Below are 25,786 nucleotides of genomic sequence, written 5' to 3'. Positions count from 1 at the left end.
CTCAAACAGGGGCCATGAAAAGATTTTCCTGCCCCCCGAGCGACCCCGCCTTTATCCAGAGCCCCTATGCCTTCTACGACCGGCTGCGCGCCGGCGGGCCGATGGTCTGGTGGGAGGAGCTGAACCTGCCGGTGATCGCCGGCTACGATGGCGTGTCGATGGCACTGCGCGATGCGCGCTTTGGCCGCGAGGCGCCCGACGGGTTCGCCCCGGAGATCCCGGAGCATCTGAAAGCCTTCTACGACATCGAGGCGCATTCCATGCTCGAGCTTGAGGAAGATCGCCATCACCGGCTGCGGTCCTTGGTGCTGCGCGCCTTCACCTCGCGACGGATCAGGGCGCTGGTGCCGGATCTGGAAGAGATCGTGGACGATCTTCTGGATCAGTTCCCGGAGGGAGAGTTCGATCTCCTGCCCACCTTCTGCAAAATGGTGCCGGTGCGGATCATCTGTCGGCTTCTGGGCGTGCCAGAGGCGATGTCGGAACAGCTTCTCACCTGGTCCAACGCCATGGTCGCGGTCTACACACCCGGGCGCACCCGCGAGATCGAAGAGGCCGCGTCAAAGGCCGCCACCGAGTTCTCCGATTTCATGCGATCCTATGTCGAGACCCGGCGCAGCCAACCTGCCGACGATCTGATCACCAGCCTGATCGCCGCAGAGGCCGATGGTGAAAAACTCACCACCGATGAGCTGATCTCGACCTGTATCCTTTTGCTCAACGCGGGCCATGAGGCCACCGTGCACAGTCTTGGAATCGCGGTGAAAACCGTGCTCGAACAGGACGTGCCGCGTGATTTCCTTGAAGAGGACAAGATCGACGGGCTGATCGAGGAGCTTCTGCGCTTTGATCCGCCGCTGCACCTGTTTCAGCGCTGGGTCTATGAAGATACCACCTTTCTCGGTCAGGAGCTGAAACGCGGCGACAAGATCGGGCTTCTGCTCGGCGCCGCCAATCGCGATGACGATGCCTGGGACGATCCGAATACCTTCGACCCCACTCGCAAGGTGAAACAGAACACCGCCTTTGGCGCCGGCATCCATTTCTGCGTCGGCGCGCCGCTGGCGCGGCTCGAAATGCGCGTTGCCCTGCCCCGGCTTTTCGCCCGCTACCCCGAGCTGCGCCTCACCGAGACGCCGCCCTATGCCGACACCTGGCATTTTCATGGGCTGGAACGGTTGAAGGTGTCGGTCTGAAATTAGGGAGAGAGCCGCGCCTGCGCCTGTCTGTAGGGTGGCGCTGTCACGATTGTGTGGTGCGCTTTATCACGCAAAATACATCCATCGCCTGACCCCATAGCGCGGCCCCAAATGCGCCAGCCTGCGGGGACAGGCAGGCGCAGGCGCGGCGGCTTCGCCTTGTTCCGCGCCAATGGTGTCTGCAAATACGGGTTTGTCCCGGCACATTCCCATCTTCCCTTGACCGCCAACCCCCTGTATCACTGCCGTCATGTCCAATGTTCTCGATAAAATCAAAGCCTATAAGCTCGAAGAGATCGCCGCGGCGAAACAGACCGTATCGCTGTCTGAGCTTGCCTCCCTTGCCGCCGCTCAAAGCCCGACCCGCGGCTTTGCTTCGGCGCTGCAATCGGCCTCTCAGACCGGCTACGGGCTCATCGCCGAGGTCAAGAAGGCTTCGCCCTCGAAGGGCCTGATCCGTCCGGATTTCGATCCGCCCCGCATCGCCCGGGCCTATGAGGCCGGCGGGGCGACCTGTCTCTCCGTCTTGACCGACACGCCGTCGTTTCAGGGCTCGCCGGAGTTCCTGAAAGCGGCCCGTGCCGAGGTGAGCCTGCCGGTTCTGCGCAAGGATTTCATGTATGACACCTATCAGATGGCCGAGGCCCGGGCCTGGGGCGCGGATGCGATCCTGATCATCATGGCCTCTGTCGAGGACGGTCAAGCCGCCGAGTTGGAAGCCGCCGCCTTCGAGTTGGGCATGGATGTGCTCATTGAAATTCACGATGCCGAGGAGCTGGAGCGCGCGCTCAAGCTCAAATCCCCGCTCATGGGCATCAACAACCGCAACCTGAAGACGTTCGAGACCACGCTCGACACCACCCGGGTGCTGTCGAAACGGGTGCCCTCGGATCGGACACTGGTCTGCGAAAGCGGGCTGTTCACACCCGAAGATCTCGCCGACATGGCCACTTACGGTGCGCGCAGCTTCCTCATTGGCGAGAGCCTGATGCGTCAGGACGATGTCGAGGCGGCCACGAAAGCGCTTCTGGCCAACCCGGTGCCAGCCTGATTTTGGCCTGATTCCGGCCTAACCCTATCCAGTCGGGAGGAGACGACATGGCAGAGCTCACCCATTTCGACGAGGGCGGCAACGCCCATATGGTCGATGTGTCCGGCAAAGCGGTCACCGACCGTCTCGCCACCGCCGAGAGCGCGGTGAAAATGACGCCGGAGACCCTGGCACTCGTCACCGAAGGCACGGCAAAAAAGGGCGATGTTCTGGGCGTCGCGCGTCTGGCCGGGATCATGGGGTCGAAAAAGACCTCCGATCTCATCCCGCTCTGCCATCCGCTGCCGATCACCAAGGTGACGCTCGATCTCACCCCGGACGCAAGCCTGCCCGGCATCCGCATTCGCGCCACCGTCAAGACATCGGGTCAGACCGGGGTCGAGATGGAAGCGCTCACCGCCGCCTCGGTCGCCGCGCTCACCGTCTATGACATGCTGAAAGCCGCCGAAAAGGGCATGGAGATCGTCCAGACCCGGCTGTTGCGCAAGGAAGGCGGCAAATCCGGGGTGTACGATATTTCCGGTGAGGCCCAGTCATGATTTCCGTCGCTGAGGCCCTCGAGAACGTCTTTTCGCTCTGCTCCCCACTGGACACCGAGACCGTGCCGCTGCGCGAATCTTCGGGTCGGACCCTGGCCGAGGATGCGGTGGCCAAGCGCGATCAACCGCCCTTTGCCTCCTCCGCCATGGATGGCTATGGCGTCGCGGCGGATCACCCGCAGATCGGCGACAGCTTCAGCGTGATCGGTGAAAGTGCCGCCGGTCATGGCTATGATGGCCCGATTGGTGCGGGCGAGGCGGTGCGGATTTTCACCGGTGCGCCGGTGCCCAATGGCGTCACAAGGGTGATCATTCAGGAAGATGTCACCCGCGACGGCGATACGATCACCGTCAGCGAAGATCTCTCGGAGAACCGTAACATCCGGCCTCTGGGCGGCGATTTCAAAATCGGCGACCGGATCACGGCGCCGCGTCGCCTCAGCCCGCAGGATATCAACCTTCTGGCGGCGATGAACATCCCCGAGGTCACGGTCCATCGCCGTCCCGTGGTGGCGCTCATCGCCACCGGCGACGAGCTGGTCATGCCGGGCGAGACACCCGGCCCGTCGCAAATCATCGCGTCGAACTCTTTCGGCCTTGCCGCAATGATCGAAGAGGCCGGCGGTGTGGCCCGGATGCTGCCCATCGCTCCCGACGATGAAGAGATGCTGCGCCAGACCTTTGCCCTGGCCGAGGGCGCCGATGTGATCCTCTCGATCGGCGGGGCCTCCGTGGGCGATCATGACCTCGTGGGCAAGGTGGCCACGGATCTCGGCCTCGATCGCGCCTTTTACAAGGTCGCCATGCGCCCCGGCAAACCGCTGATGGCCGGCAAACTCGGCGGCTCCATCATGCTCGGCCTGCCGGGCAATCCGGTCTCCGCCATGGTCACGGCGCGGCTGTTCCTCCTGCCGGCTCTGGCCGCGTTGCAAGGTCTCGCCCCTGCCCCGGCAGCGCGCATCACCACCACGCTTCTGGCCCCCGTTTCCGCCAACGGCCCGCGCGAACATTACATGCGCGCCGAGCTGACCGAGGAGGGCGTCACGCCGTTTGAGCGGCAAGACAGCTCGCTCATGTCGATCCTGTCGCGTGCCAATGCCCTTCTGGTGCGCGCCCCCCAGGACCCGGCCCGCGAGGCCGGCGACACGGTCGAGGTGATCCGGCTCTGAGGCTCAAAACGCTGCCCGTTAAGTCGAGAAAACCACAGCTTCGAGCTTTGCTGCAGCCCCCTGTTGACACATACCGGGAACGCAGGTAGAACATTTTCGGAACATTTTAGTCTTATTCGCTTTCAATCACGCCGATAACGCGCGTGAACGGCGCGAGAAAACAAGACAGGAAGAGGACCGAACGGATGCTGACCAAGAAACAACTTCAGCTGTTGGACTTCATCAACACCCGGATGCAAAGGGATGGCGTGCCGCCCTCTTTCGACGAGATGAAGGAAGCGCTGGACCTGCGCTCCAAATCCGGCATTCACCGGCTGATCACCGCGCTGGAAGAGCGCGGCTTCATCCGCCGTCTGGCGCATCGTGCCCGCGCCATCGAGATCGTCAAACTGCCCGAAAGCCTCGGCGGTGCGCCCACTGCACCGACCACCGGATTTGCCCCGAAGGTGATCGAGGGCGATCGCCCCAATGCGCCACAGCCGGCCGAGGCCATGGGCGTCGAGGCGGTGATCGCCACCAACCTGCCGATCATGGGCAAGATCGCCGCCGGCATCCCGATCGAGGCGGTGCAGGACGGGGCGATGAACGTCGCCGTTCCGGGCTCCATGCTCTCCGGTCACGGCAATCACTATGCGCTTGAGGTCAAAGGCGATTCCATGATCAACGCCGGGATCAACAGCGGCGATATCGTGGTCATCCGCGAGACCAGCCAGGCCAAGGACGGCGATATCGTCGTGGCCATGGTCGAGGGCTATGAGACCACGCTCAAGCGCTATCAGCGCCACGGCAATATGGTCGCGCTCGAGGCGGCCAACCCCGCCTATGAGACCCGCATCCTGCCCGCCGATCAGGTGGAAATTCAGGGCCGTCTCGTCGGGCTGATCCGCAGCTACTGACAGCCAGATTTCTCATCTGAGATGCCTCATCTGGCAGGCCTCATCTGATATTGAAAACTGTCCCCATGACATATGGGGGCAGTTTTTCTTTCACTTCACCTGCCCTGCGCGGCGGGTCCCAACGCAAGGCCGGCGTGTTCCACAGGCGCAGCCCCGAAGCACCATAGGCGCTGGTCAGGCGCAGGGCCCCGCCCCCTGCGCTCGAGGCGCTCAGGGCCAGCGACCCGCTCTTGCACAGAAAGCCCAGATCGATCAACAGGCAGTCCGTGAGCGGCGCCTCCTCCCAGAGTTGGTTGAGAATGACCAGGTCGGCCTCGGCACAGGCCGCACGCGCCGCCTCCTGCCAGCCGCGCCCCGTCACCTGACGGATGCGAAGCCCGCCCAGATCCAGCGGCACGGGCGGACGTGCGGCGGCACGGGCCTGATCCGGGAGATCGCCGTCATTCTCAAGCCAGACCCCGGCGGCAAAGCCCGAGCCCTTGTCCTTGGACAGCCAGCGCCCCTGTGCCGTCATCCGCCCGGTCAGGCTGCCATCGTCGGCGATCAACAGCGCCGGGCGCTCCGCCATCGCCCAGAGCATGAAACCCAGAGCCACCGGCGCAATCCCGATCCCCTGCCAGCGCCCGCGCCAGAGGATCACGAACAGCCCGCCAAACGCGATCAGCGGCAGGCTCGCCCCCGGAGGCGAGGCGATATGCGTCACAGCCCCCTGCCAGGAGGAGACGGTCCCGGCCACCCCGAGTATCCAGCCAATGCCCTGCCCCATTGCCCAGAGCGCGACGCCTTCGGCCCCGATCGGCAGGAGAAGCAGGGCAAAGACCGCCGCCGGGATCACCACGGCCCCCATCAGCGGCACCGCCAGAACATTGGCCAGCAACCCGTAATCGGCGATGCGGTTGAAATGCGCGGCGGCGACCGGCGCCGTCGCGATCCCGGCCACGGCCGAGGAGATGACAACGCTGACGATGACACGGGCCGCGGGGGGCCAGCGCACCATCAGCCGCATCCGGCGCAGGATCGAGAACACCGCGACCAACGCCGTGGTGGCGGCAAAGGACATCTGGAACCCGGGTTCGGGCAGCACCTCGGGTTGAAAGGCGAGGATGATCAGCGCCGCGATGGCGACGGTTCGAAGCGAGATCGCCCGACGATCCAGCAGCACGGCAATGAACATCACCGAGATCATGGTGAAAGCCCGCTCCGTGGCGACATTGAACCCCGAGAGCGCGAGATAGAAGCCCCCGGCCATCAAGGCGCCCATGGCGGCGATTTTCTTGATCGGGTATTTCAGCGCCGCACCGGGAATGAGCGCGAGAACCAGACGCAGCGCGTAGAAGACCACGCCGGTCAGCAATCCCATATGCAGCCCGGAAATCGCCAGCAGATGCGACAGGTTGGCACCTCTGAGCGCCTCTGAGGTCGCGGGCGAGATCCCGGTGCGGTCGCCGGTGAGAATGGCAGCGGCGAAGGCGCCACGTTGACCGGGCAGCCGGGTCTGTAACGCGTCCGACATGGTCTGGCGCAGCCGATGCACGCCGAGCAGCGCATAGGGCTCCGCCGCACCCGCGCGAAGCGCCGGGCTGCGGCTATAGCCAACGGCGCCCAGCCGGTCGAACCAGGCCATGCGCTTGAAATCGAACCCGCCGGGTTCCGCGGGCCCCGGCGGCGGCGAGAGATGCGCGGTGACGGCGAGCCGCATGCCCGGTTCGGGCGTGATGAACTCCTGCGCGGCATGGAGCGAGACACGCACCCGCGCCGGCGTGCGCTCCAGTGAGAAATCCGTCAGCACCACCCGATCGAGCGTCAGCCGCCGCGCGTCACTGGCGGAGCGGTCGATCCTGATCACCCGGCCCTCGACCGGGCCGTAATAGCGAAAACCGAGCACCGGCGCAGCCACCAGATGGGCGCGCAACCCGGCGGCGCCGAAGCCCATCAGAATGACCAGCGCAGCGACCGCAGGCGGGGCAAGTAATGGTGGCAGCCGCGTCAGGGAGATCAGCAGCGCGAGGGCCATGAGTGCAATCCCGATCCAGATGATCGGGCCGGGTTCCAACGGCAGAGCGAAATAGCTGCCGATGCCCGTACCGAACCCCACGGGCAACCACAGGAACAGCCGCCCGCGTTGACCGTCGATCACATCGACACCGGTCCGCGCCATGGAGATGGCCAGAGATGAGAGCGGCCGCACCCTTGAGTCCTTTTCCGCCTTCCCGTATGCCCCTCAGCAACAAGACTTCCGCCATCATGGTTACCAAAGGGTTAATTGCTCCATGTCCGAGATCGCCAACACGCCTGTCGTCACCCGCATCGCTCCCTCGCCCACCGGCGACATGCATATCGGCACCGCCCGCACGGCGCTGTTCTCCTGGCTCTACGCCCGCGGCCGCGGCGGCAAATTCCTCCTGCGCATCGAGGACACCGACCGGGCGCGCTCGACCCCGGAGGCGACCCAGGGGATTCTCGACGGCATGGAATGGCTCGGCCTCGATTACGATGGCGAGGCGGTGAGCCAGTTTGAGCGCGCCGATCGCCACGCCGAGGTGGCGCGCGAGATGTTGGCGGCGGGCAAGGCCTATAAGTGCTTCGCCACCCAGGACGAGATCGAATCCTTCCGCGAAGAGGCCCGCGCCAGGAAGGAAAGCACGCTTTATCGCTCGCCCTGGCGCGATGTCGCCGAGGCGGACCATCCGGACCTGCCCTATGTGATCCGCGTCAAGGCCCCGCGCGAAGGCGCCACGGTGGTGCAGGACAAGGTGCAGGGCGATGTGACCTTCAAGAACGATCAGCTCGATGACATGATCCTGTTACGCTCGGATGGCACACCGACCTACATGCTGGCCGTTGTTGTCGATGACCATGACATGGGCGTGACCCATGTGATCCGGGGGGATGACCATCTGGCCAATGCCGCGCGTCAAATGACCATCTACGAGGCGATGGGCTGGCCGCTGCCGGTCTATGCCCATATCCCGCTGATCTTCGGACCCGACGGCAAGAAAATGTCGAAACGTCACGGCGCGGTGGGCGTCAAGGAATATCAGGCCATGGGCTATCCGGCCGCGGGCATGCGCAATTATCTCGCGCGTCTCGGCTGGTCGCATGGCGATGACGAATTCTTTACCGATGCACAGGCTCAGGAATGGTTCGATCTCGATGGAATCAACAAGGCACCGGCACGATTTGACACCAAGAAACTTGAGAATATCTGTGGTCAGCATATTGCGATCCTGGCGGATGATGAAATCTTGAGCGAAATTGACGGATATCTTGCAGCTTCCGGTGGTACGGCACTCGAACCGGGACAAAAAACCCGGCTCGCAGCGGCTCTGCCCTGCCTCAAAGGCTCGGCCAAGACCTACCCTCAACTTCTTGAAAAAGCACGGTTTGCGCTGGTTTCCCGGCCTGTGGACATGGATGAAAAAGCGCAAAAACAGCTGGTTTCTGTATCCAATGGTATACTGGAAGAATTGACGCCGCACCTGCAAAATGCTAGCTGGGAGCGCGACGCATTGGAGCAGGCGGTCGGCCAGGTGATGGAAGCCATGGAACTCGGGTTCGGGAAAGTTGCCGGACCTTTGAGATCGGCGCTCGCAGGCCGGGCTGCAACCCCCAGTGTGCTCGACATGATGCTCGTCCTCGGACGCGAGGAAAGCCTGGCCCGGATCGAAGATTTCCGGGCGATGGTCAAAGAGCTAGAGGGATAAGGGCCGGTCACTCGGGTGAGAGATACGGCCAGGCAGTGACCAGGACACCTGACGGTCACAACAGGAATTTCACCGCGGCGGCGACGTTGCGGACAGGCCCGTAAAAGGGGTCACAGGCTGATGCGCACGGGGGCAATCCCCGGTGCGGTCCTGTGGTCTTGTGCGGGCCAGATTTGGACCCGTGTCAAACTGGGTCCCGAGCCCCAAAGGTGTCCGGGAACCGCCCGGGCGCCCGCTTTGACCATCAGCGGCCCTTGGCCCCTCACGTGCCCACCACGTGGTGAGAGGGACGCTGTCAACCGAAGGAACCACCATGGCAGATACTCAGAAGACCGCGTCTCTGACGCTTGACGGACAGACTTACGAGCTTCCCGTCTATTCTCCGACCGCAGGCCCGGATGTGCTCGACATCCGCAAGCTTTACGGCCAGGCTGGCGTCTTCACCTATGACCCGGGTTTCACCTCCACCGCCTCCTGCGACAGCGCCATCACCTATATCGACGGCGGCGAAGGCGTGCTCTTGCACCGTGGCTACACGATCGGCGATCTGGCCGAGAAATCGCATTTCCTCGAGGTCTGCTTCCTGCTGCTCTACGGGGAACTGCCGACCGCCGCACAGATGGAAAAATTCGAGGGCCTGGTGACCCGTCACACCATGGTGCACGAGCAGATGCTCAAATTCTTCACCGGTTTCCGTCGTGACGCGCACCCGATGGCGATCATGGTCGGTGTGGTCGGCGCCATGTCCGCCTTCTATCACGACTCCATCGACATCAACGATGCGCATCAGCGCGAAGTGGCGACCATTCGCCTGATCGCGAAAATGCCGACGATTGCCGCCATGGCTTACAAATACACGATCGGCCAGCCTTTCGTGTATCCGCGCAACGATCTCGACTATGCGTCGAACTTCTTGAACATGTGCTTCTCCGTTCCGGCCGAGAAATACGAGGTCAACCCGATCCTGTCGCGCGCCATGGACCGGATCTTCACGCTGCACGCCGACCACGAGCAGAACGCCTCGACCTCGACCGTGCGCCTGGCGTCCTCCTCGGGCGCCAACCCGTTCGCCTGTATCGCCGCGGGTATCGCCTGTCTCTGGGGCCCGGCACACGGCGGTGCCAACCAGGCCTGTCTCGAGATGCTGCGCGAGATTGGCACCGTGGATCGCATCCCGGAATTCATCGCCCGCGCCAAGGACAAGAACGATCCGTTCCGCCTGATGGGCTTTGGTCACCGCGTCTACAAGAACTTCGACCCGCGCGCGAAAGTGATGAAACAGTCGGCCGACGAGGTGCTCGAACTGCTGGGCATCGAGAACAACCCGACGCTTCAGGTCGCGAAAGAGCTCGAAAAACAGGCGCTGCAAGACCCGTATTTCGCCGACAAGAAGCTCTTCCCGAATGTCGATTTCTATTCCGGCATCATCCTCGAGGCCATGGGCTTCCCGACCTCGATGTTCACGCCGATCTTCGCGCTGTCGCGCACCGTCGGCTGGATTTCGCAGTGGAAAGAGATGATCGAGGATCCGGCAATGAAAATCGGCCGTCCGCGTCAGCTTTACACCGGCGCCACCGAGCGCGACTATGTGAATGTCGAAGACCGCGGCTAAGCGCCTTTTCGATCTCTGAAATGACAAAACCCGCCGGCAACGGCGGGTTTTTTGTGCGTTTTGGGCAACCCACGGGATGTTTTTCGAAAATTAAGCCTTTGCGCCCCGCCTCTGCCGTGCCCCTGCCCCGTTTCCGCCCCGGTGTCTTGGTTCTGTGCTCCGACTTTGAAAGACACTCGCAGAATCCGCAGGAGGACAAAATATGGCGACGATGAGCTTTGTGATTGAGGGCGAGGTGAATGTGCAGGTCACGGTCACCGAGGTGAACGGAGATCTGGTCTTTGACCTTCTGGTGCTCGACGACACCGGATCGATCGGCGATCTGAATGCACTGTTCTTCGACGTGCTCGATGACAGCCTGGTCAGCGGCCTCTCGGTCACCGGCGACATGATCACCGATGACAATTTCGACGCCAATTCGGTGACCAAGGTGGACAGCTACACCAATATGAACGGTGAGGTGGTCCAGGAATACGGCAAATTCGACGGCGGCGTGCAATTCGGCACCCAGGGCATCGGCGAGGATGATATTCGCCAGACCTCCTTCACCCTGAGCCATGACAGTCTCGATCTCAGCCTCGAGACCATTGCGCTGCAGGATTTCGGCGTGCGCCTGACCTCGGTCGGCACCGAAGACGGGACCCGCGACGACTCGCTCAAACTCGGCGCCACCGCGCCGGAAGCACCCGCAAGCGCCGTCATCGAAGCCGTCGATGACAGCATCCTGGTGTTCTCCGACAATGCCGACGGCTTCGAGTTTATCGACGGCGGCGCCGAGTCTGTTCTGGCCAATGACACCACCGATGGCACGGCCTATGACGGGGGCATCTATCAGGACGGGGTGGAGATCACCGAGGCGATCACCGTCGCCGGCAGCAATGGCGGCACGCTGACGATCTACCCGGATGGCACCGTGGATTTCAACGCCGGAGGCGATTTCGACACGCTGGGCGCCTTTGAGGAAACCATCACCAGCTTCACCTACGAGATCGAGAATGGCGTCACCGGCACGGTCGACGTCACCGTGATCGGGCTGGCCGATCCGGGCGACATCGGCGGTGGCGGCATCGGCATCGGCTGAGCCTTTCCTCTCACGATCCCCTAGAGAGACAGACCCCGCCAGGCTGGCGGGGTCTTTTGTCTGGTCTGTCTGATCCTGTCTGGCGCGACCGGATCAGGCGACCATGGCGCGCCGTCGCGCCAGTCGCATCCCGTCGCGCATGTTCAGCGCCAAAAGCGTAATATTGGTCGCGCCGGCGGCCAGTTCGATGAGTTGGATGCCATAATAGACCAGCCCGCCCTGCCCCTGCATCGCCAGCGGCAGAAGCGTGAGCGCCGAAGGCACGAGAAAAACGACACCGTTGATGGCGATGATTTTCATCCGCCTCTGTTTCGCGGCGATCACCGGACCGCGCATCGCCCGGGCCAGCCGGTTGCCGCTCAGCCCGGCCAGCAGGAGCATCGGGATCACCCCCAAAAGCCCCCAGGCAATGGTCAGTTTCACCATGGCGATCAGATATTTGTCGCCAATCAGAAGCGTCGTCACCGTGGCGGTCCAGAACCCGGCGATGGTCAAAAGCGCCACCGCCCCTGCGGCGGCATGGAATTTGGGCAGCATAGCGGATCTCCATTTTTAAATAGCTTGCTATATATATTTGCATAGCAAGCTATATTATGAAAGACAAGTCCCATGACGCCGACAGACACAGACCCGCAATTTCATCGCAGCCGCTCCGAAGGCTATCTGGTCAACCACATGGCCCGGCTCTTCGCCCGCGCCATTCAGGACGGGATCAAACCGCTGGGCCTCTCCACCGGCACATTTCCGGTGATGCTGGCCCTGTGGGAAAAGGAGGGGCGTACGCAGCGCGAACTGGTGGCCGAGCTTGGCGTCGAACAGGCGACCATGGCCAATACATTGGCACGGATGGAACGTGACGGGCTGATCACCCGCCGCGCCCATGACCGGGACGCCCGGGTGCAGACCGTCTGGCTCACAGAACAGGCCCGGCAGTTGCAGGCCCCGGCCATTCAGGCCGCCCAGGAGGTCAATATCGCGGCAACACGTGGCATGAGCGCAGCTGAGCGCGCCACACTGATGTCCCTGATCACCCGGGCCATCGACAACCTCTCCGAGAGCTGAGCTGGGCGCAGGTCAGGCAGAAATGCGGGCGGAGCGGACATTGGTTACCGCACTGACATGAGGGCATGCGCCGGACCGTGGGCTGGCGCATCTGCTCTCGGAGGTCCGCGCTTTATGTCAGCCAAATCCGATAAAGATCAATCCGTTGCACGGGGATGACAAATGCGCCTGACCGCCGGGACGGGTCATGCCGGAGGCATGCTTTCAGCCTGACCGCACGCCCGGGCAACTGCGTTGCTGTTCCCGGCGGTTGCGCGATGTTCCGAATGTCCGACATGGGCTCATGTCCCCCTCCGTCTTCCACCTCTCCCCATCGCACGCTCTGATCGGGCAGGCTTAACCTCTTTCTAGGACCCTCTCTCCCGTCACCTTTCGGGAGTGGGGCCTATGAAATCAGTTCAGCAACTCGCCATGGAGATCATCACCCGCGAGGGCGGTTACGTGAACGATCCGGACGATCCGGGCGGCGCGACGAAATACGGGCTGAGCCTTGCGACGCTGAAACGCCTCGGCCTCGATCTCGACGGCAATGGCCGGATCGAGAACCGCGATATCCGGAGGCTCAGCCGCAAACAGGTGTGCGACCTCTATGTCGAACAGTATTTCCACCGGCCCCGGATCGATGAATTGCCGCCGGTGCTTCAGCCGTCGGTCTTTGACATGTATGTCAATGCCGGCGCCAATGCGGTGCGGATCTTGCAACGTCTCTTGACTGACATGGGACAAAGGATCGCGATCGACGGCGCCATCGGGCCGCAGACCATCGAGGCGGCATTCATCGCGCAATCTCTGGCGCCGGCCTATCTCGCCGATGCTTATGGCATTGCCCGGCGCAATTACTATTACGCTTTGGCGGATCGTCGTCCGAGTGCCCGCAAATACGCCCGCCGTCGCGATGGCGGCAAGGGCGGTTGGATCACCCGTGCCGAAGAGTTCATCTCGCTGCGCTATCACCTGACGGAGGCCGAGCATGCCGCCCGGGTGGCGACATGGGGGTGATCGAACGGGTTTTCGCGCTGCTGTTTGGCTCCGGCCAAAATGTGATCAAAGACACGGCGGAGGTCTTTTTCGAAAACTCGGAAAACGCCGGCGCGCGTGAGGCGGCGATGCGGGCAGCGGCGATGCAGCAATTCGCCACCGAATTCGCCGCCCCGCGTCAGGGGGATTTTGATCGGTTCATGGATGCGCTCAACCGGGTGCCGCGGCCGCTGATGGCCTTTGGCACCATCGGGCTTTGTGTCGCGGCCATGGTCGATCCGGTCTGGTTTGCCGCGCGGATGCAGGGGGTCGCTCTGATCCCGGAACCGCTCTGGTGGCTGTTGGGCACCATCGTCTCGTTCTATTTCGGTGCCCGCTATCAGGTGAAATCGCAGGAGTTTCAGCGCTCTGTCGCCTCCACCATGGCCCGGGCCTCGACCGTGACGACGAATATCCGGGCGCTTGAGGCCTTGCGCGCCGGCGCGACGGCAGAGGGGCCGGATCTGCCCGCCCCCCCGGCCTCCGTGCCGGGGAGCGATGCGCTAAACCCGGCTCTGGCGGAGTGGCGGGCCAGCGGGGCGGGAGGGCGCGATGAGTGAGACGTTGATTGCCGCTCTGGCGGAACACGGGCCCTGGGTGCTCATGGTGTTCTACCTGCTGTATCGCGATCTGCAAAAGGATCAGGCGACGCGCGCGGTGCTCGACAAGAACACCCAGATCCTCGTGGAACTGACCACGATGATCCGCGAACGCCTGCCGCACGGGTGAGGGGGATGGGCAAGATCTCGGGGAAACGCGCAGGTTGGATTTGGGCAAAGTTGCGCGGGCTACGGATGAGTCGGGATCTCACGGTCGCGCTCAAACGCCATCAGGCGGCGGCCGATGCGCTCGACGCGGCGGTCAAGGAGATGTTGAAACCATGAAACAGGTCTTCGGTCTTTATGCCCTCGTGGCGGGCGCACTCTGTCTCATGCTCCTGCTCCTCGGGCCGCATCAGGTGCTTGCGTTGAGCTATGGCGCCATCGCCCTGATGGCCCTGATGATCTCCGCCACCTTCCTGTGGCTCTGGTCGCAGCGCGCGACACCGCTGGCGCTGGGCATGGCGCTGTCCTGGGCCGGATCGGGGCTCACCATGGCATTCTGGGCGAGCGGGTGCTGGGCCCGCGTGGCGCGGATTTCCAACGCCTCCGGCGGTGAAACCATCCTGCTTTTGCTCGCGCTCGCGCTGTTGATCGCCGGAGCCGTGCTTCACTTTTCGGTGATTCAGGGCACATTCGGCCTCACGGGGCTGAGCTTTCTCTGGCCGGTCATGGGGGCGTTTTTCCTGTCTTTCGCGGCGGTTTTCCTGCTGTGAAGCGGCAAAATCCGGGAAAAATGCGATAAAACGCATGTGTTTCTCCGGTTTTCGCCGGATCGCTCGGAGCGACCGCGCCCGGGGCGCGACGCCGGCGGCCCGGTTTTCCTTGCGACATGCGCGCGCAGCCCATTGGCGGAACTGCCCGGAGCGGGTAGAACGATTTTAAAAGGGAGGCCACGCATGCTCGTAGAACTTGGACATTTTGCCCTCGTGATGGCGTTTTTTGTCGCCATCGCGCAGACGATCTTGCCGCTTTGGGGGGCGCAGACCCGCAATCGCAGCCTGATGGCGGTGGGCGACCCGGCGGCAATGGTGCAGCTGGTGTTGATCGCCTTTTCCTTCGGCGCGCTGACCTATGCGTTCGTTACCTCGGATTTCTCGCTGAAAGTGGTGGTGGAGAACTCTCACACCCTCAAGCCGATGCTCTACAAGGTCTCGGGCGTCTGGGGCAACCATGAGGGCTCGATGCTCCTCTGGGTGCTGATTCTGGCGCTCTTTGGGGCGGCTGCCGCGCTGTTCGGTTCCAACCTGCCGGAAACCTTGCGCGCTCGGGTGATCGGGGTGCAGGGCTCGATCGGCGTGGCCTTCCTGGCCTTCATCCTGTTCACCTCGAACCCGTTTGCCCGTCTGGCGATGCCGCCGATGAATGGCGATGACCTGAACCCGCTGTTGCAGGACCCGGGGCTGGCCTTCCATCCGCCATTTCTCTACCTCGGCTATGTCGGTCTCTCGATGACCTTCTCCTTCGCCGTGGCCGCGCTTCTCGAGGGCCGGGTCGATGCCGCATGGGGGCGCTGGGTGCGGCCCTGGACGCTCGCCGCCTGGCTGTTCCTGACCATCGGCATCGGGCTTGGCTCCTGGTGGGCCTATTACGAGCTGGGCTGGGGCGGGTTCTGGTTCTGGGACCCGGTCGAGAACGCGTCTTTCATGCCCTGGCTCTTTGCCGCAGCCCTTCTGCATTCCGCCATCGTGGTCGAGAAACGCGAGACGCTGAAAAGCTGGACCATCCTTCTGGCGATCATGGCTTTCGGTTTCTCTCTGATTGGCACTTTCCTGGTGCGTTCCGGCGTGATCACCTCGGTGCATGCCTTTGCCAATGACCCGGAACGTGGTGTGTTCATCCTGTTGATCCTCGCCTTCTTCATGGGCGGGGCGCTGACGCTTTTTACCGCGCGGGCTTCGGTGATGACCGCCAAGGGCGTCTTCTCCATGGTGTCGCGTGAAAGCGCGCTGGTGATGAACAATATCCTGCTGGCCGTCGCCGCACTCGTCGTCTTCACCGGTACGATCTGGCCGCTGGTGGCCGAAGCCTTCTGGGCGCGCAAGCTCTCGGTCGGGGCGCCGTTCTTCAATGCCGCCTTCACGCCGTTCTTCACCGCTCTGGCGGTGATCCTGCCGGTGGGGGCGATCCTGCCGTGGAAACGCGCGCGTCTGGGCGTGGCGGTGAAAAAGCTCGTGCCGTCGATGCTGCTCGCTCTGGCGGTGCTGGGCCTGATCTGGTCGATCCAGACGGAGCGCACGCTCCTCGGTCCGATCGGACTGGCTCTGGGCACCTGGCTCATCGCCGGGGCGGTACAGGACATCCTTTTGCGCCTTGGTCAGAAACGCGACCTGTCGCGTCTTGCGCGCTTGCCGCGGGCCGATTGGGGCCGGCTCTTTGCCCATGGCGGCCTCGGTGTCACCATCGCCGGCATTGCCGGGCTGACCGCCTGGACCGTCGAGGATATCCGCGTGGTGCAGGTTGGCGAGATGTTCGATGTCGCGGGCTACACGATCTCGCTCGACAATGTCGAGCGCGGGCAGGGGCCGAACTATATCACCACCATGGCCACCATGACGGTGTTCGACGGCGACAAGAAGGTCGGCACCTTGCACCCCGAGAAACGCTCCTACCCGGTGGCGCAGATGCCGACCACCGAGGCCGGGATCGACAACGGTTTCCTGCGTGACGTCTATCTGGTGATCGGCGATATCCAGTCGAATGGGGGCTGGGCCGTGCGCACCTATATCAAGCCGCTGGCGAACTGGATCTGGGGTGGCACGATCATCATGGCCTTTGGCGGGCTGCTGTCGCTGTCGGACCGTCGCTACCGCGTCGCTGCGGGCGCGCGCAAAGCCAAGGTGTCGCCGAAAGAGGCGCATAAGGGAGTGCCGGCGGAATGAAAGCGCTTCTGAAACCCCTGTTTCTGGTCCTGGCACTGCTCATTGCCGTCCCCGCGGTGGCCGTGCAGCCCGACGAGGTCCTGCCCGATCCGGCGATGGAATCCCGCGCCCGGGAGATTTCGCAGGGTCTGCGCTGTCTCGTCTGTCGCAACGAGAATATCGACGAGAGCAATGCGAAACTCGCCAAGGACCTGCGGCTTCTGGTGCGCGAACGCCTCGTGGCTGGCGACAGCAACAACGAGACCGTGGCCTATATCGTCGATCGTTACGGCGAATACGTGCTGTTGAAACCGACGCTCACCGGATCGAACAAGATCCTCTGGATCGCCGGGCCGGTGATGCTGATCCTCGCCTTGGGCATCGGCATCAGCTTTATCCGTCGGCGCCAGAGCGAGCCGGAACTCGATGCGCTGTCCGAGGATGAGGAAAAGCGCCTGGCCGCGATCATGAAGGACTGAGCCCTCTCTGGGTAAAGCATGTAAGCCCGTCGTTTTCCCCATCACTGGACAGAAAGCGGCGGGTTTCCTATATCTCGGGCACGGTCCGCAGTTCACCGAGTCGCTGCCAGCCCGCGAGGGCCATGCTGAACCTGCTTTGAAATACGCATCATTTCGGACTTCCGCGCGTCAAATTTCCGCGTGGGCCAAGGGCAGCTCCCCGCACGATACAGGCATGATATGCCAGACGCGATCAACGGAGAAACCCGATGACCCGTGAGATCATTTCACTCACCCTTCCCGATGTGTCCGCCTTTGCGCGGGCGCTCAAAACCGATCTGGCTTCTGATCTGGGCGATCAGACGCCTGGTCACCAGACCATCCTGAATGCCGTGGCCCGCGCCGGCGGTTATCGCAATTTCCAGCATCTCAAGGCCACCCAGGTCGGGATCGAACCGGTGGCGCCGGTCGAAGGCCGGGCCCTGTCGCGGGTGCTGGCGCGGTTTACGCAAGACGGGTTGCTGGACAGCTGGTCGACCAAGCGCAAGATCCGTCAGCTCTGTCTCTGGGCGCTCTGGGCCCAGGTGCCGCCGCGAAAAAACTTCACCGAACGGGAGATTTCCGATCTCTTCGACACGATGACCCGCTTTCGCGACCCGGCACAGATCCGGCGCTCTCTGGCCGAGGACGGGCTGCTGAGCCGCAATCGCGATGGCTCGGTCTATACCCGGGTCGAGGCCAGACCCGACGCCACGGCACAGGCGATCATCCGCGAAGTGACCCGGCGCCGGGAAGCCGCTGCCGAAGCGGCGGGCCGTACGCCGGCGCAGTGAGGGCACCGAAAGCACGCGGCAAGCGCGGGAGAAATCGCCTTTTGACGGAGCGTCTCTCTTCCTTTCTCGGCGGGCCTCCCTATCTTGGGGAGGCACATCGGGAGAGAGACGCATATGCATTACGAGACGATCCGCTTCACGCTTGAAAACGACATCGCGACGGTGACGCTCAATCGCCCCGAGGTGATGAATGCGCTCAACACCCAGATGCGGGCCGAGATCACCCATGCGGTGCGCGATGCCGCGAAATCTGCCCGGGTGATCGTCCTGACCGGCGAGGGCCGGGCCTTTTGCTCCGGTCAGGATCTCGGCGACGGGGTCGATGCCGCCACCGCCGATCTCGAACGCACGCTGCGCGATGAATATGAGCCGATGGTGCATGCCATCCATGACAGCCCGGTGCCGATCATTGCCGCGGTCAATGGCACGGCAGCGGGGGCTGGGGCGTCGCTGGCGCTCAATTGCGACGTGGTGATCGCGACGCAATCGGCGGTGTTTCTGCAGGCCTTCTCCCGGATCGGCCTCATTCCCGATGCCGGGGGCACCTATGTGCTGCCGCGTCTCGTCGGGCTCGCCCGCGCCATGGGCGCTTCGCTCTTTGCCGACGAGATTACGGCGGCGCAGGCGATGCAATGGGGGATGATCTACGAGGCGGTGCCGGACGCGGATTTCGCGGCGCATTGGCAGGCCCGGGCCGCCTATCTCGCCAAGGGGCCGACGGTGTCATACCACCATCTCAAGGAGGCCATGCACGCCTCCTATGACAATTCTCTCAAGGATCAATTGGCGCTCGAGGCCAGGCTGCAGAACCGCTGCGGCCAGACCCGCGATTTCAAGGAAGGCGTGCTGGCTTTCCTTGAGAAGCGCAAACCGCGCTACGAGGGGCGGTAAGGCCGCATCGGCGCGGTCCTGCGGTCTCCGAAAGTGATCGCGTTTGCATGTCGCGGCGAAAGACCGGTTTGAGCTCTTTGCGGACATTGGGAACATCGCACAACCGCCCGGAATAACAACGCAGTTGCCCGGGCGTGCGGTCAGGCTGAAAGCATGCCTCCGGCATGACCGTCCCGACGCCGCGCGGCCTCAGCTCCCGGGTTCCTGATAGACACCCTGCTCTTTCAGCGCGTCCATCACCTCTTTCGGCATATAGGTCTCGTCGTGCTTGGCGAGGATCTCGGTGGCGACGAAGGTGCCCTCGACCATCGAGCCGGTGCCAATCATGCCCTGGTTCTCGCCGAAGAGATCCGGCAGCACACCTTCGAAGGTCACCGGGATGGTCGCCGCACCGTCGGTCACGGAAAAGGTCACATGGGTGCCTTCGCCGCGCACCAGAGTGCCGTCCTCGACCAGCCCGCCCAGGCGGAAAATCTCACCGGCACGCGGCGGATCTTCCATCACCTGCGCCGGCGCCCGGAACAGGTTGATGCCATCGCGGAAGGCGTAGCCAATGAGCGACACCGACAGGACAAGCGCCACCGTGGTGAGCGCGAGCACCTGCACGCGGCGCTTCTTCTTCAGGTTCTTCAAGCCGGCCATGGGATCTCCTCCTCCGAGAACCGCAATTGCATACGGGGACGTTACGGATACTTAGGGATACATGGGCACATTCATAAGACCCTCGGTCTCAGAAAGGCCCAGCATCAGGTTGGCGTTTTGGATGGCCTGACCGGACGAGCCCTTGGTCAGGTTGTCGAGCGTGCCGATGACGATGGTGCGGCCCGGGATGCGGTCCTCCACCACGCCGATATGGCAGAAATTCGAACCGCGCACATGTTTCATCGCGGGGACCTGCCCCAGGGGCAGCACCTGAATGAACGGCTCATTCATGTAAGCGTCGGCCAGCGCGTAATGCACGGCCGCGGCCTCGCCCTGCACGTAAGCGGTGGCGAGAATGCCGCGGGTGGCGGGTACGAGGTGTGGGGTGAACTGGATCTTCACATCGCGACCGGCGATTTTGGAGAATTCCTGATCGAACTCGCCCAGATGCCGGTGCTTGCCGCCGACGGAATAGCCAAAGGCATTGTCCTCGAGCTCGCCGTAAAGCAGATGTTCCTTGAGCGAGCGCCCGGCGCCGGACACGGCGACCTTCAGATCGAGAATGATCTGGTCGAGATCGATCACCCCGGCGGCAATGAGAGGCCGCAGGATGAATTGCCCGGTGGCGGCGTTGCAGCCGGTCCCGGCCACGAGCCGCGCGGTCTTGATCTCGTCACGATAGAATTCGGTCAGGCCATAGACGGCCTCTTTCTGGATCTCGACGGCAGAATGCGGCTTGCCATACCATTTCTCGTATTCGGCCGGATCGCGCAGCCGGAAATCGGCGGAGAGATCCACCACCTTGGTCGTCGGCGGCAGCTCCTTGATCACCGCCTGCGAGGTGGCATGCGGCAGGGCGCAGAAGGCCAGATCGACGGTGGCGAAATCGATATCCTCGATCTTGCACAGCGCCGGCAGATCCATGTGACGCAGATGCGGATAGACCTCATGCATCTCCATGCCGGCCTTGCGATCACCGGAGAGCGCGACGATCTCCATCGACGGATGGGTCGCGATCAGGCGGACAAGTTCGGCCCCGGTATAGCCGGAAGCTCCAAGAATGGCGATTTTATAGCTCATGGTCGTCGTCTCTCACATCGGCCCCGCTCTGCCCTTGATCCGGGTCAACGGATCAGGCGCGGGAACCATCAATTTAGAAGAATTCTGGATCTATCGCAATTGCGACCACTCGGCGCAGGGGCGCGCAGGGCCTCGAAGGGGCGCCGAATGCGATCACGCTTTGATGAACTCGACTTTTCGTCGCAGAAATTGCGTCGCCCCACGCGACACTTTCGCCGGATCACCGGTGGTCAGGAACAGGCTCTGCGTGCCCGGCCCGATCATCTTCGGGTGCCGCGTCAGATAATCGGCGAGGCTCTCGGCCACCAGATTGGCCTGGGAAAACACTTTCACATCCGCACCCAGCGCCTCCTGGAACTCGCGCTCCATGATCGGGTAATGGGTACAGCCCAGAATGGCGGCGTCCGGCGTCGGCATCTTGCGTTTCAAAGCATCGACATGCGAGCGCACCAACGCATCGGCGAGGATCATGTCGCCCTCTTCGATGGCATCGACGACACCGCCGCAGGCCTGGGCCTCGACATCCACCCCGATGGCGCGAAACGCCAGTTCACGCTGGAACGCCCGGCTGGCAACCGTGGCGGGGGTGGCAAAGAGCGCCACATGTTTCACCTCGACCTCGCGCGGCGGGGAATTGTCGCCCCATTGCCGTTCGGTCAGCGCCTCAATCAGCGGCACGAAGACACCCAGCACGCGTTTCTCCGGCGGGATCCAGCTTTCCTGCATCCGGCGCAAGGCCGCGGCGGAGGCGGTGTTACAGGCCAGGATCACCAGATCGCAGCCCGCCTCCCAGAGCCGCTCCACGGCAGCGGTGGTGAGATTATAGACATCATCCGCATCGCGCACCCCGTAAGGCGCATGCGCATTGTCGCCGAAATAGACGAAAGGCACATCCGGAAGACGCTTCGTGACCGCGTCCAACACCGTCAACCCGCCCAATCCACTGTCAAAAATACCGACTGCCATCTCAATACCGGTCCTTCAGACCCTTTCGGGGATATCGCATCCCACCTGTCTCATTCTGCTTCGCGCCAAACGGCGTTTCCTGCCTCGAGCATCGTTTTATCTCGAACGCGTGTTCCAGACTATGCCGGGATTGCGAAGATGAGGATAGGGAATAGGTCTCAATGGTCCGAAAATCCATCACCTTTTTGACATCCTCTCGAAATTCCGCCAATCCCTCCGGCCGCTCGGCGTTGCCCCATCCGCAAGCCAGGCACCCCGGATCACACAGGGATCGGCAAGGGGATTGCAGATCCCTGAGACGTTGTTTTGCGCCGAAACGCGCCGTTCCAACGGCAGCTGTCCGCCGGTCAATTGGCATGTTGCCTGAAAATTTTGCATATCCTTCACGTCACCCTGCCAATTTGTGTTAGCGCAAAGCATTTCCCTTGCGATCTGTGCATAAAAAGAGAATGAAGCGGCCAAAATCCCTCGCGGCGCCCTTATCTTGGGGTATGATTGCCACGAGTAACGCAGCAGGTATCGGGTATGGACTGGGACAAACTGAGAATTTTTCACGCGGTTGCGGATGCCGGATCGCTCACCCATGCTGGCGATACGCTGCATTTGAGCCAGTCTGCCGTCTCCCGTCAGATCCGTGCACTTGAAGAATCACTTTCCACCACGCTGTTCCACCGCCATGCCCGCGGGCTGATTCTGACCGAACAGGGCGAGCTCCTGTTCGAGGCCACCCGCGCCATGGCGAAACGGCTCGATGCCGCCGCCGCCCGCATCCGCGACAGCGAGGAAGAGGTCTATGGCGAGTTGCGGGTGACCACCGCCACCGGTTTCGGCACGCTTTGGCTGGCGCCGCGCCTGTCCAAGCTCTACGACAAATATCCCGAGCTGAAGATCGATCTGATGCTTGAGGAACGTGTCCTCGACCTGCCGATGCGCGAGGCCGATGTGGCGATCCGGATGAAAGAGCCGTCGCAAGCCGATCTGATCCGCAAACGGCTGATGAACATCCGCATGCGGCTCTTTGCGACCCGCAGCTATCTCGACGAACATGGCACGCCGCAGACCATGGACGATCTGTCCAGCCACCGGCTGATCTGCCAAAGCCCGAATGCCAACCAGGTCTCGGCCGGCGCCCGGCTGATCGAGGAGTTGAACGAATATGACATTCGCTCGAAGCTCTTCGTGAACAACTATTTCGGCGTGTTGCAGGCGGTGCTGAACGATCTCGGGATCGGCGTGCTGCCGGACTATCTGGTGGAAAGCGCACCGGATCTGGTGCGGGTGCTGCCGGATCTGCAATCGGGCGAAGTGCCGGTGTTCCTCGCCTATCCCGAAGAGCTGCGCCATTCCAAGCGGATCGAGGTGTTCCGCGACTTCATCACCGAAGAAATCAACGCCCACCGCCGCAACATGCGCGAAGAGGAAGAGACCGAGTAACCCCGGACGCCGGCTCTCTCCGCCCTTCCCCACCCCACCACAAGACACCCTGGGACCGCCGCCGCGCGCCGCGGCCCGGGCCAGAGGCTCGAACAGAGGTTCGAAGCGGAACCCCGAACCAGCAGCTCGGGCCATCCGGCAGGTGAGCCCTGCATCCCAGGGGCGCATTCAGCCAGAAAGCTATGCACTTTCTGCATGGCGGCATTGCGCCGCATGCGCGAAATACACCTTGAACGATTCATAAACTGCCCCTAAATGCAGCATTGAAGCTGCCATTAGAGGAAACTCTTGGCGGTTTTACCTCCCTGTTGGACTTGGGCCGAGCTTTGCTCGGCCTTTTTTTTGTTCTCGCGTATAAACCGCCGATTTTTCACCCGGGGCACGACAGGGCGGGCGTTTTGCGGGCGCAGAAAGCCTCTCAAAACCCTTCTGATCCCGGCCGGAAACCGCCATTCCCCCTTCCCCCACGGGCACAAACAGCCTAATAGGACGCGAAAGACAAAGCTGCCGCTTAGGGGACCCACATGACCGAGCCTGCCATCACCGAGGAAATCATTGCCGCCCATGGTCTCAAACCCGAGGAATACGCCGAAATCCTGCGCATTCTGAACCGGGAGCCGACGTTCACGGAGCTTGGCATTTTCTCGGCGATGTGGAACGAGCATTGCTCCTACAAATCCTCCAAGAAACACCTGCGCGGTCTGCCGACCTCTGGTCCGCAAGTGATCTGTGGCCCGGGCGAGAATGCCGGCATCGTCGATATCGGCGACGGGCAATGCGTGGTGTTCAAGATGGAAAGCCACAACCACCCCTCCTATATCGAGCCCTATCAGGGCGCGGCCACCGGTGTCGGCGGCATCCTGCGCGACGTGTTCACCATGGGCGCGCGTCCGATCGCGGCGATGAACTCGCTGTCCTTCGGCGTCAAGGATCACAAGAAGACCAAACAGCTGGTGCATGGTGTGGTCGAGGGCGTCGGCGGCTACGGCAACTGTTTCGGCGTGCCCACCGTGGGCGGCGAGGTGCGGTTCCACGAAGCCTATAACGGCAACTGTCTGGTGAACGCCTTTGCCGCCGGTCTCGCCGATACCGACAAGATCTTCTATTCGGCCGCCTCCGGCGTCGGCATGCCCGTCGTCTATCTGGGCGCCAAGACCGGTCGCGATGGCGTCGGTGGCGCCACCATGGCCTCGGCGGAATTCGACGACACGATCGAGGACAAGCGTCCCACCGTGCAGGTCGGCGACCCGTTCACCGAGAAATGCCTGATGGAAGCCACGCTCGAGCTGATGCAGACCGGCGCGGTGATCTCGATTCAGGACATGGGCGCCGCCGGGCTGACCTGTTCCGCGGTCGAGATGGGCGACAAGGGCAAGCTCGGCATCCGACTGGACTTGGAAAACGTGCCGCAGCGCGAAGAGAACATGACCGCCTATGAGATGATGCTCTCCGAATCCCAGGAACGCATGCTGATGGTGCTGAAGCCCGAGAAAGAGGCCGAAGCCCGCGCCGTGTTCGAGAAATGGGATCTGGATTTCGCCATCGTCGGCGAGACCATCGCCGAAGACCGATTCCTGATTATGCACAACGGCACCTGCATGGGGGATCTGCCGCTCTCGACGCTGGCCTCCTCGGCGCCGGAATACGACCGTCCCTGGGTGCCGACCCCCGAGGCCGAACAGGTCGCCGATGTGCCGCAGATCGATCCGATCGACGGTCTCAAGGGGCTGATTTCCTCGCCGAACTACGCCTCCAAGGCCTGGGTCTACGAACAGTATGACACCCAGGTCATGGCCGACACGGTGCGTGCGCCGGGCCTGGGCGCCGGTGTGATCCGCGTCCATGACACCGGCAAGATGCTGGCGTTTACCTCGGATGTGACGCCGCGCTACGTCAAGGCCAACCCGGTCGAGGGCGGCAAACAGGCGGTGGCGGAAGCTTACCGCAACCTCTCCGCCGTCGGCGCGAAACCTCTTGCGACCACCGACAACCTGAACTTCGGCAACCCGGAAAAGCCCGAGATCATGGGTCAATTCGTTGGCGCGCTCGATGGCATCGGTCAGGCTGTCGCCTTCCTCGATATGCCGATCGTTTCGGGCAACGTCTCGCTCTACAACGAGACTGACGGTGAGGGCATCCTGCCGACCCCGACCATCGGCGCCGTGGGGCTCATCGCCTCGGAAGAGGATCTGATCTCCGGTCTGGCACAGGAGGGCGACATCGCCCTGCTCATCGGCGAGACCCAGGGCCTTCTGGGCCAATCCGCGCTCTTGTACGAAGTGTTCAACCGTCAGGACGGCGATGCGCCGCATGTCAACCTGGCCGAGGAAAAGCGCAACGGCGACTTCATCCGCGGCAACGGCGCGCTGTTCAACGCCGTGACCGATCTGTCCGACGGCGGTCTGGCACTCGCCGCCTTTGAAATGGCCGACGAGGCCGGTGTGGCCGTGCATCTCGACAGTGACGACACCGCAACGCTCTTTGGCGAGGATCAGGCGCGTTACCTCGTCGCCTGCACCTTTGATCAGGCCGAAGCGCTGATGGCCGCCGCCGCGCAGGCCGGGGTCACCATCACCACGGTGGGCAAGTTCTCCGGCGACACGGTGAAGTTCGGCGCCTCGGAAGCCCCGCTCGCCGATCTTTCCGCCATCTACCGTGGCTCTTTCGGCGAGATCTTCGGCTGATCTTCCTT

Annotated in this window: 24 protein-coding genes; 19 read left to right on the top strand and 5 right to left on the bottom strand. The window is 62.8% G+C overall.

The annotated features are described in order from the left end of the window. Window positions 1-14: 14 nt before the first annotated feature. The 5 genes from BM151_RS02010 to lexA all read left to right on the top strand — a co-directional run bounded on the left by BM151_RS02010 (window position 15) and on the right by lexA (window position 4,854). Window positions 15-1,196 carry a cytochrome P450 gene (locus tag BM151_RS02010; protein ID WP_090056451.1) on the top strand — a complete coding sequence of 394 codons (1,182 nt, stop codon included), beginning with the start codon at window positions 15-17 and terminating at the stop codon, window positions 1,194-1,196. A 253-nt stretch (window positions 1,197-1,449) separates the two neighbouring features. Continuing rightward, the gene (trpC, locus tag BM151_RS02005) at window positions 1,450-2,250 is read left to right on the top strand and encodes an indole-3-glycerol phosphate synthase TrpC (RefSeq protein WP_090056449.1); all 801 of its coding nucleotides are present in this window, start codon (window positions 1,450-1,452) and stop codon (window positions 2,248-2,250) included. A gap of 47 nt (window positions 2,251-2,297) precedes the next feature. Next, window positions 2,298-2,789 carry a cyclic pyranopterin monophosphate synthase MoaC gene (gene moaC, locus BM151_RS02000; protein WP_090056447.1) on the top strand — a complete coding sequence of 164 codons (492 nt, stop codon included), beginning with the start codon at window positions 2,298-2,300 and terminating at the stop codon, window positions 2,787-2,789. Continuing rightward, the gene (locus BM151_RS01995; protein ID WP_090056444.1) at window positions 2,786-3,958 is read left to right on the top strand and encodes a molybdopterin molybdotransferase MoeA; all 1,173 of its coding nucleotides are present in this window, start codon (window positions 2,786-2,788) and stop codon (window positions 3,956-3,958) included. The genes moaC and BM151_RS01995 overlap by 4 nt, the downstream gene beginning before the upstream one ends. A gap of 185 nt (window positions 3,959-4,143) precedes the next feature. Further along, a complete protein-coding gene (gene lexA, locus BM151_RS01990) occupies window positions 4,144-4,854 on the top strand; it encodes a transcriptional repressor LexA (RefSeq protein WP_090056442.1) in 711 nt (236 codons plus the stop codon). A 40-nt stretch (window positions 4,855-4,894) separates the two neighbouring features. Here lexA and BM151_RS01985 read toward each other — a convergent pair whose 3' ends face one another. Further along, on the bottom strand, window positions 4,895-7,042 hold the full coding sequence (locus BM151_RS01985; RefSeq protein WP_342714530.1) for a ComEC/Rec2 family competence protein: 2,148 nt from the start codon (window positions 7,040-7,042) through the stop codon (window positions 4,895-4,897). An 82-nt stretch (window positions 7,043-7,124) separates the two neighbouring features. On the opposite strand from BM151_RS01985, the gene gltX reads away from it, so the two are divergent. The 3 genes from gltX to BM151_RS01970 all read left to right on the top strand — a co-directional run bounded on the left by gltX (window position 7,125) and on the right by BM151_RS01970 (window position 11,251). Continuing rightward, window positions 7,125-8,558, top strand: coding sequence for a glutamate--tRNA ligase (gene gltX, locus BM151_RS01980; RefSeq protein ID WP_090056439.1), 1,434 nt, complete (start codon window positions 7,125-7,127; stop codon window positions 8,556-8,558). Between the two features lie 313 nt (window positions 8,559-8,871). Beyond that, on the top strand, window positions 8,872-10,170 hold the full coding sequence (gene gltA / locus BM151_RS01975) for a citrate synthase (protein ID WP_090056436.1): 1,299 nt from the start codon (window positions 8,872-8,874) through the stop codon (window positions 10,168-10,170). A gap of 202 nt (window positions 10,171-10,372) precedes the next feature. Continuing rightward, complete coding sequence (locus BM151_RS01970; RefSeq protein ID WP_090056434.1) at window positions 10,373-11,251, top strand: hypothetical protein; 879 nt, start codon at window positions 10,373-10,375, stop codon at window positions 11,249-11,251. Window positions 11,252-11,344: 93 nt separating this feature from the next. Here the strand turns inward: BM151_RS01970 and BM151_RS01965 are convergent, their stop codons facing one another. After that, window positions 11,345-11,788 (bottom strand): hypothetical protein, encoded by a 444-nt coding sequence (locus BM151_RS01965; protein WP_090056432.1) that lies wholly within the window; start codon window positions 11,786-11,788, stop codon window positions 11,345-11,347. A 72-nt stretch (window positions 11,789-11,860) separates the two neighbouring features. On the opposite strand from BM151_RS01965, the gene BM151_RS01960 reads away from it, so the two are divergent. The 9 genes from BM151_RS01960 (at window position 11,861) to BM151_RS01925 (ending at window position 18,972) form a co-directional block, all read left to right on the top strand. Continuing rightward, on the top strand, window positions 11,861-12,313 hold the full coding sequence (locus tag BM151_RS01960) for a MarR family winged helix-turn-helix transcriptional regulator (protein WP_090056429.1): 453 nt from the start codon (window positions 11,861-11,863) through the stop codon (window positions 12,311-12,313). A gap of 387 nt (window positions 12,314-12,700) precedes the next feature. Continuing rightward, window positions 12,701-13,312 (top strand): holin-associated N-acetylmuramidase, encoded by a 612-nt coding sequence (locus tag BM151_RS01955; protein ID WP_090056426.1) that lies wholly within the window; start codon window positions 12,701-12,703, stop codon window positions 13,310-13,312. Then, window positions 13,303-13,890, top strand: a complete 588-nt coding sequence (locus tag BM151_RS01950) for a holin family protein (protein WP_090056424.1) — start codon at window positions 13,303-13,305, stop codon at window positions 13,888-13,890. Before BM151_RS01955 ends, BM151_RS01950 begins: the two co-directional genes overlap by 10 nt. Next, the gene (locus tag BM151_RS21540; RefSeq protein WP_177212996.1) at window positions 13,883-14,059 is read left to right on the top strand and encodes a hypothetical protein; all 177 of its coding nucleotides are present in this window, start codon (window positions 13,883-13,885) and stop codon (window positions 14,057-14,059) included. Before BM151_RS01950 ends, BM151_RS21540 begins: the two co-directional genes overlap by 8 nt. 151 nt (window positions 14,060-14,210) lie before the next feature. Next, complete coding sequence (locus tag BM151_RS01945) at window positions 14,211-14,645, top strand: hypothetical protein (RefSeq protein WP_090056421.1); 435 nt, start codon at window positions 14,211-14,213, stop codon at window positions 14,643-14,645. Window positions 14,646-14,828: 183 nt separating this feature from the next. Beyond that, on the top strand, window positions 14,829-16,811 hold the full coding sequence (locus tag BM151_RS01940; RefSeq protein ID WP_090056419.1) for a heme lyase CcmF/NrfE family subunit: 1,983 nt from the start codon (window positions 14,829-14,831) through the stop codon (window positions 16,809-16,811). A gap of 8 nt (window positions 16,812-16,819) precedes the next feature. Continuing rightward, window positions 16,820-17,269 (top strand): cytochrome c-type biogenesis protein, encoded by a 450-nt coding sequence (locus tag BM151_RS01935; protein WP_090059101.1) that lies wholly within the window; start codon window positions 16,820-16,822, stop codon window positions 17,267-17,269. Between the two features lie 248 nt (window positions 17,270-17,517). Beyond that, window positions 17,518-18,081 carry a DUF2087 domain-containing protein gene (locus BM151_RS01930; protein WP_090056417.1) on the top strand — a complete coding sequence of 188 codons (564 nt, stop codon included), beginning with the start codon at window positions 17,518-17,520 and terminating at the stop codon, window positions 18,079-18,081. A 114-nt stretch (window positions 18,082-18,195) separates the two neighbouring features. After that, window positions 18,196-18,972, top strand: coding sequence for an enoyl-CoA hydratase-related protein (locus tag BM151_RS01925; protein ID WP_090056414.1), 777 nt, complete (start codon window positions 18,196-18,198; stop codon window positions 18,970-18,972). Window positions 18,973-19,161: 189 nt separating this feature from the next. On the opposite strand, the gene ccmE is transcribed toward BM151_RS01925, so the two are convergent. The 3 genes from ccmE to murI all read right to left on the bottom strand — a co-directional run bounded on the left by ccmE (window position 19,162) and on the right by murI (window position 21,660). Continuing rightward, window positions 19,162-19,605, bottom strand: a complete 444-nt coding sequence (gene ccmE / locus BM151_RS01920) for a cytochrome c maturation protein CcmE (RefSeq protein WP_177213038.1) — start codon at window positions 19,603-19,605, stop codon at window positions 19,162-19,164. 60 nt (window positions 19,606-19,665) lie between these two features. Further along, window positions 19,666-20,694 (bottom strand): N-acetyl-gamma-glutamyl-phosphate reductase, encoded by a 1,029-nt coding sequence (argC, locus tag BM151_RS01915; RefSeq protein WP_090056410.1) that lies wholly within the window; start codon window positions 20,692-20,694, stop codon window positions 19,666-19,668. A 153-nt stretch (window positions 20,695-20,847) separates the two neighbouring features. Beyond that, window positions 20,848-21,660, bottom strand: a complete 813-nt coding sequence (gene murI / locus BM151_RS01910; protein WP_090056408.1) for a glutamate racemase — start codon at window positions 21,658-21,660, stop codon at window positions 20,848-20,850. A 525-nt stretch (window positions 21,661-22,185) separates the two neighbouring features. Here murI and BM151_RS01905 point away from each other — a divergent pair. After that, a complete protein-coding gene (locus tag BM151_RS01905) occupies window positions 22,186-23,094 on the top strand; it encodes a LysR family transcriptional regulator (RefSeq protein WP_090056406.1) in 909 nt (302 codons plus the stop codon). Between the two features lie 524 nt (window positions 23,095-23,618). Further along, window positions 23,619-25,778, top strand: coding sequence for a phosphoribosylformylglycinamidine synthase subunit PurL (gene purL, locus BM151_RS01900; RefSeq protein WP_090056404.1), 2,160 nt, complete (start codon window positions 23,619-23,621; stop codon window positions 25,776-25,778). Window positions 25,779-25,786: the final 8 nt, after the last annotated feature.

This window comes from Celeribacter neptunius, assembly GCF_900113955.1.
GTDB classification, from domain to species: domain Bacteria; phylum Pseudomonadota; class Alphaproteobacteria; order Rhodobacterales; family Rhodobacteraceae; genus Celeribacter; species Celeribacter neptunius.
Note: the sequence above shows the minus strand (reverse complement) of the source record. Positions and strands in the feature narration are given on the sequence as shown.